The following is a 5178-nucleotide window of genomic DNA, read 5'->3' as shown; positions in this document are numbered from 1 at the left end:
GGTCCGCCGGCTCCGACCTGGTCCGCCTCGGATGCCTCCTGGCGGCGGCGAGCGCCGGAACCGCCATCGCCCGCATCGCCCATGCCCGCGCGGCGTACCGCCGCCTGACCCTCCACAAAACCCTCTACCTGGTCACACGCTCTGACCCCCTCCCCCAGCCGTGCACCACCTCCGACGCCGCCTGATCGACCACGCCGCCACCTGGGGGCCGCTGTAGCTGGATTCGTGCATCGTGCCCTGCCCCGCGTCGGCGGCGGGCCTGCCGGGCGGCCTGCCGTGTGCAGGTCACCCGAGCGGAAGCCGAGGACGGTGGAAGGGAACGGACGGGCGGGATAGCCCGGTGTTCGTAGCGGGGCATGGCCGGGTTGGCATCCACCGGCCGGGCCCGCGAACAGCCGCTACCTCGCCAGATACCGCGGCTGGACGAAGATCAGAAGACGGGACACCACGGAGGGACGGCTGGCTGCGCGCGGTCGGCTGCACGGTGCCGCTGCGCCCGGACGCCGCCCGGCAGGTTGCCGAGCATCTCACCCCAGCAACTCCAGGGCACCTGTGGGAGGGGTGCGCCTCTCGCGACGTGGGGGAGCCGCGACGTCCTGGACACCACCCTCGTCCACCCCGTCTTGGTTGCTGAGGTCAGCGCCGACCGCGCCATCGACCAGGGCGGCGTCTTACCGCCACCCACTCCGGTCCCAGCGCCTGCGCCTGGATGTGGGGCTCGAAGGTCATGCCAACTACGGAGGCCAGGCGCCCCATTGCGGAGCAACCAAAACGGTAATGGGGGCTGAAGCGGGATGTGGCGGCCAGCGAGGCTTCGAACTGCGGACGGACCCGTACAGGCATGCTGCTTCTGGCTCAACTCCGCGACGCAGCGCCACGCGCGACGCAGCTCCACCGAATTTGAGTCATGGGTGTGGCGTGCCGCGGCTACTGAACTTGAACTCGTGATGTCGGCGGTGTCGCGGAGCCCGCGGGGCGCTGGTCGTTCGAGGTCAAAAGCGTGTCTGCAGCCAGCGACGCGCGGCAGCCAGGGTCACCTCGACGTCGTCGCTCCAGGAACAGACTTCCAGCCACGACAGGTAGCCGCCTTGCGTGAAGACCAGGACCTCGCCGGGGCACTCGCCAGCCTCGGTGACGAGCTGCGCTTCGGCCGCCACGACAGTGCTGGGACCAGTGGGTGCGGGCTCCGCCTTGCTGGTGTCGAGTTCGAAATAGGCGGTTCCGCACCCGCATGTGCAGCGCCCTCGCACGCTGAGGTGCGGAACCTGCCTTCGGAGCGCGACATGAACAGGATTGTCCGTGTTCAGGACTGCCGCGAGCACGTCGGCTACGTCGGCAGGCAGGCTCTCGGTCATTCCGTCACAGTATCTGACCAGCAACTTTTGACCTGACCGTGCCGGTCAATCGCCGATCGGCCAGCCATTGCGTTCACGCGTCCAGGGCCAGGCCGGTGCTGGCGAGGCAGCCGTTGATGACGTCCGGTCGGTACTGCACCATCTTGAGCTTGCGCTTGACGGCCCGGTGATCTGGCCGAGGTCCGCTGCGGCGAGGTTGCCGATGGCGCGCTTGACCAGCGACCAGATGCCCTCCTGCGGGTTCAAGTCCGGCGAGTAGCTCGGAAGCTGGAAGACGGTGAGCCAGTCCGCGTGGGCGGCGATGAACTCGAGCATCGGCTCGACCAGGTGCATGCGCAGGTTGTCCCACACGAGCACGATCGGGCCGCCGAGCTGGATGTGCGCTCTGACCAGCAGGTCGCGCAGGTCGCGCCAGCCGATGCCCTTCGGCTCGCCCTTGCGGCCGCGGTACTCGCGGACCGAGTAGAACATCCTCGACCGCTTCCCCGGCTTGTAGCAGGTCAGCCCGGCCATGGACACCCTGCCCGAGCCCCGGCCGCGGACCCGGACTACCGGCGTTACGCCCTTGTGTCCCCAGCTTCTTGCTCGCGGCGGCGTCATCGACTGTCCGGCTTCGTCCTCGAAGACGATCCAGCCGTTGCACGCTGCCGCGGTGCTCTTACCCGCGGCCAGGTCTCCTTTTCCCAGACCTCGACCGCCTGGTCGTCGCGTTCGATCGCCCGCCGGGCGGGCTGCTGCCAGGACCAGCCGTGCCGCTTCAGCAGCAGCCCCTACCACCGTGTAGCTCACGTGGAACAGCCGGCCGATCAGCGTCTTGATCCGTGCCAGTGTCCAGCGCTGGTCGGCCCAGACATGGACGAGCGGCCCGCGTTCCAACTCCCGTTCCAGCCTCACGATCTGCGCGTCGCTGAGCCTCGGACGTCCCGGCGATCCCTTCGACAGGACTCCCGCTTCGCCGCGCTCGCGCCACTGGCGGCGCCACCGTTCCACGGACCGCTCGCTGACCCGCAGCGCGGCAGCGATCTCCCTGTTCTTCTGCCCGTCCCCGAAGCGTTCCACGGCCTGCAGCCGGACCCGCTCCCTCGCGGCCCTCCCGGCGTCGGTCAACCCGCCGCCCTGCGCGTATCTCACGATCCAGGGCTACCGCAGCGGACCGGCCGGCGTCAGGCGAACAGCTCCGACATCACCCAATCAAGTTCAGTAGCGGGCCTGACACCCGCCCCGACAGGCCCTTGCAGGACAACTCCCCCGTGGGGCGGCCTGACTCACCGCAGGAACGAGCCTGCGCCCTCCGCCTCTTCAGGGTGGAGGCAGCCACCCTCTCCGGCGCGCCTGCTGGTGTCGGCGTGGACGAGAATCTGCACGTCGTCTGAACCTGTGCACAGGTCGAGTTGTTGCGCCCGTGGGAAACGTCCACCCTATTTGAGCGGCATGGTCCCGCCTTCCCGACACAGTGCCCTGTCGGGGATAGGGTGCAGCCCGTGTCCGAGCACCAGCGTGACCTTGCCGGTTACGGCGCCGACCCGCCGCGTGCCGCTTGGCCTGGCGGCGCCCGGGTGGCCGTCAGCCTCGTCCTCAACTATGAAGAGGGCGGTGAACAGAACGTGCTTGAGGGCGACCGGGCATCGGAGGCATACCTTCACGAGCTCGTCGGGGCGCCCCCTGTGGTGGGCGGGCGCGATCTGAACGTCGAGTCGATGTTCGCCTACGGCTCACGGGCCGGGTTCTGGCGTATCCATCGCACGCTCGCGGCTCACGGTGTGCCGCTCACCGTCTACGCCGTGGGGCAGGCGCTTGCGCGTAACCCGGACGCGGCTCGGGCGATGGGTGAGGCCGGGTGGGAAGTGGCAAGCCACGGCTGGCGCTGGATCGACTACCGCCACGTGCCTGAGGACGCCGAGCGTGCCGACATCGCCCGCTCCGTCGCAACGATCGAGCGGCTCGTCGGACGTCGGCCCGTAGGCTGGTACACCGGACGTACGAGCCTCAACACGCGCCGCCTCGTGGTCGAGGCGGGGGGATTTCTCTACGACTCGGACGACTACTCGGACGACCTGCCGTACTACGTTCAGGCGGGCGGCCGCCCGCACCTCGTGGTGCCGTACAGCCTCGATGCGAATGACTTCAAGTTCCTGATCGTCCACGGCTTCACGACCGCCGATGACATGCTCACGTACCTCGTCGACACCTTCGACGCGCTCCATGCCGAGGGCGCCGACCGCCCGCGCATGATGAGCGTCGGCCTGCACTGCCGGATCACCGGCCGGCCCGGCCGCATCCGCGCGCTCGAAGGCTTCTTGAAACACATCACCCGGCGCGGCGGAGCATGGGTCACCACACGTGAACAGATCGCACGCCACTGGCTCGCCACACACCCACCGCTGCACTGATTCTGTCCGGCCCCGGGCACGCTCGCTGGCCCAGAGGACGCGGCCGGGGAATCTCCCCGTCGCAGCGGAGCGGCGCTGGCCCTGGGCAGCGGACGGATAGACGACTACCGTAGGTCAGCGCTCATCCCTTCACCTTGCGGTGCCCGGCCACTCCAGCACTCCGAGCGCGGTGTCGTGCCGGCAGGGATACAGGCGGGCATGCTCTCGGCCGGCAGCCGCGGTGTCTACTCCGGGTTGGAGGGGGTGCAGCGAGCCGGTGGCCCAGCAGTTCCCCCTGTACGCGGGATGGGAGCCGGCCGCCTCTCATCCCCTGCTCGATCAGCCAGGCGGAGGCCCCTTCGGGCGGCCGCTTGGAACCGTTCGGGCAGGTCACGCCACTGCACCCCGGTCCGCACGCGGTGCAGAATCCCGTTGATTACCTGCCGGTGATCCCGCCACCTGCCACAACGCCAGTTACTGACCGCAGGAACGGCCGCAGCCGTTCCCACTCCGCATCACTCAGATCGCCCCGCCCCATGTCCACCCCAAACGACGAGGAGCCGGGACAGTCACGTGATCGACCTGCAGCGGCTAGGCTCGATCGAGGGTTACTCCTGTGGTGGACCGATGACGGACTGGCCGATCTGCTCTGCCAGCCAGGAGGCGTGCCGTTCCTCGGACCCGTCGCGATTCCTGCGGCGCACGTGGACGAGTACGGTGTGGTCATCGGAGTGTGTGTCGAGGCCTTGGGTGCGGCAGTTGAACAGCAGTGAAACCCGGGCGTTGTTGGCTTCGCCGTAGATGCCACGGTCCGGTACGTCGGGCCAGATCAAGCTCGACCACCAGATCTCGCCGATGTTCGGGCCCACCAAGGCAGTAAATTCTGCCTCAATGCTGCCAACGGCCCGGTATTCCATCGATGCCCAGAGCGGCAGGTGCGAGGAGAGGAAGTCCGGATCACTGGAGAGCTCGGGCGCATGGATACCGCCGTGCAAGCCCGTCGGGTCGGAAGGATCCCGCGCCCAGCCCTCGACGTCCTCCTTCCGGAACCAGGCATCCGGCAGCGCCTCGCGTACCCGCAACACTTCCGGGATGGTGCACAGCTCGACGTCCACTGACACCTCCGCGTACTGCTGGTCACCCACTGCCACAAGCTGACGCGCCACGCGCAGAGCCAGTACAGGGTCGGTAGTGCGGAAGACGGGGTACGCGATGGGGTTGGACATGCCAGCACCCTGTCACAACCCACAGTGGGCGAAGGTTCTCTGAGACGGGCGTTGAGGTGTTCGATGTCTGCGAACGCTGTTGACCGCAGCATCGCGGCCTTGAGCAAGAACTACCGATACTCGACCGGGAAGTCGGCCGGGATCGCCCGCCACTTGCCGTCCCTCGGCGGGGTGGGGCCCGGGGTTGGACGGGGGTGGGGGCGCCGACCGGGCGGGGGGTGGGGGGGC

At 68.6% G+C, this 5178-nt stretch carries 4 protein-coding genes and 2 pseudogenes; 2 read left to right on the top strand and 4 right to left on the bottom strand.

Features of this window, described 5'->3' with window-relative positions:
• A pseudogene (locus ACWGIU_RS29180) lies at positions 1-185 on the top strand (hypothetical protein); the annotation flags it as partial.
• Positions 186-992: 807 nt separating this feature from the next.
• Here ACWGIU_RS29180 and ACWGIU_RS29175 read toward each other — a convergent pair.
• Both ACWGIU_RS29175 and ACWGIU_RS29170 read right to left on the bottom strand, forming a co-directional pair.
• Positions 993-1355 (bottom strand): hypothetical protein, encoded by a 363-nt coding sequence (locus ACWGIU_RS29175; RefSeq protein WP_453710739.1) that lies wholly within the window; start codon positions 1353-1355, stop codon positions 993-995.
• Between the two features lie 45 nt (positions 1356-1400).
• Positions 1401-2414, bottom strand: coding sequence for an IS630 family transposase (locus tag ACWGIU_RS29170; RefSeq protein WP_453710737.1), 1014 nt, complete (start codon positions 2412-2414; stop codon positions 1401-1403).
• Positions 2415-2836: 422 nt separating this feature from the next.
• On the opposite strand from ACWGIU_RS29170, the gene puuE reads away from it, so the two are divergent.
• The gene (gene puuE / locus ACWGIU_RS29165) at positions 2837-3745 is read left to right on the top strand and encodes an allantoinase PuuE (RefSeq protein WP_453710735.1); all 909 of its coding nucleotides are present in this window, start codon (positions 2837-2839) and stop codon (positions 3743-3745) included.
• Positions 3746-4098: 353 nt separating this feature from the next.
• Here puuE and ACWGIU_RS29160 read toward each other — a convergent pair.
• Together ACWGIU_RS29160 and ACWGIU_RS29155 are read right to left on the bottom strand one after the other, a co-directional pair.
• Positions 4099-4262: pseudogene (locus tag ACWGIU_RS29160) on the bottom strand (transposase); the annotation flags it as partial.
• A gap of 70 nt (positions 4263-4332) precedes the next feature.
• Positions 4333-4950 (bottom strand): hypothetical protein, encoded by a 618-nt coding sequence (locus ACWGIU_RS29155; protein ID WP_453710733.1) that lies wholly within the window; start codon positions 4948-4950, stop codon positions 4333-4335.
• Positions 4951-5178: the final 228 nt, after the last annotated feature.

The sequence above is a fragment of the Streptomyces sp. NPDC054840 genome, from assembly GCF_053611065.1.
This window is presented reverse-complemented; position numbering and strand designations above follow the sequence as displayed.

What these genes read in the sequence shown, in the direction of transcription:
- ACWGIU_RS29175 (WP_453710739.1), bottom strand. Translation starts at nt 1,355, where the DNA reads ATGACCGAGAGCCTGCCTGCCGACGTAGCCGACGTGCTCGCGGCAGTC.
- ACWGIU_RS29155 (WP_453710733.1), bottom strand. Translation starts at nt 4,950, where the DNA reads ATGTCCAACCCCATCGCGTACCCCGTCTTCCGCACTACCGACCCTGTA.